Origin of the sequence: Massilia genomosp. 1 (genome assembly GCF_011682185.1) — a bacterium.
In the GTDB taxonomy this organism is placed as follows: Bacteria; Pseudomonadota; Gammaproteobacteria; order Burkholderiales; family Burkholderiaceae_D; genus Telluria_A; species Telluria_A rubra.
This window is the reverse complement of sequence record NZ_WHJF01000610.1, coordinates 1-252: the sequence shown is the minus strand read 5'-3', so window position 1 is coordinate 252 and position 252 is coordinate 1. Positions and strand designations below refer to the sequence as shown.

At 58.7% G+C, this 252-nt stretch carries 1 protein-coding gene; it reads left to right on the top strand.

The annotated features are described in order from the left end of the window. The coding region (locus F1735_RS36150) for a hypothetical protein (RefSeq protein WP_222853217.1) at positions 1-213 on the top strand (213 nt) is incomplete at its 5' end. Between the last annotated feature and the right edge of the window lie 39 nt (positions 214-252).

The window sequence follows — 252 nt, the reverse complement described above, 5'->3', positions numbered from 1 at the left end:
GACATTCCGCTGGCGCCGCGCGAGGTTGTCGAGCACCAAGTCCTGGAACAGGTTTGCCGCTGCGGCCGGGTGCACGTCGGCGCCTTTCCCGGCGCGGTCACGGAGACAGTGCAATACGGCCCGAACGAGCCTCTTGCAAAACTAGCGGAACGGATGAAAATTGCTTGGCAGCGCAAGCGAAAAGGTGGGAGTGGGCGCCCATTTCTGGCATGATTTAGTTTCTGAAGCTTAATCAAAACGCCCACACCATGA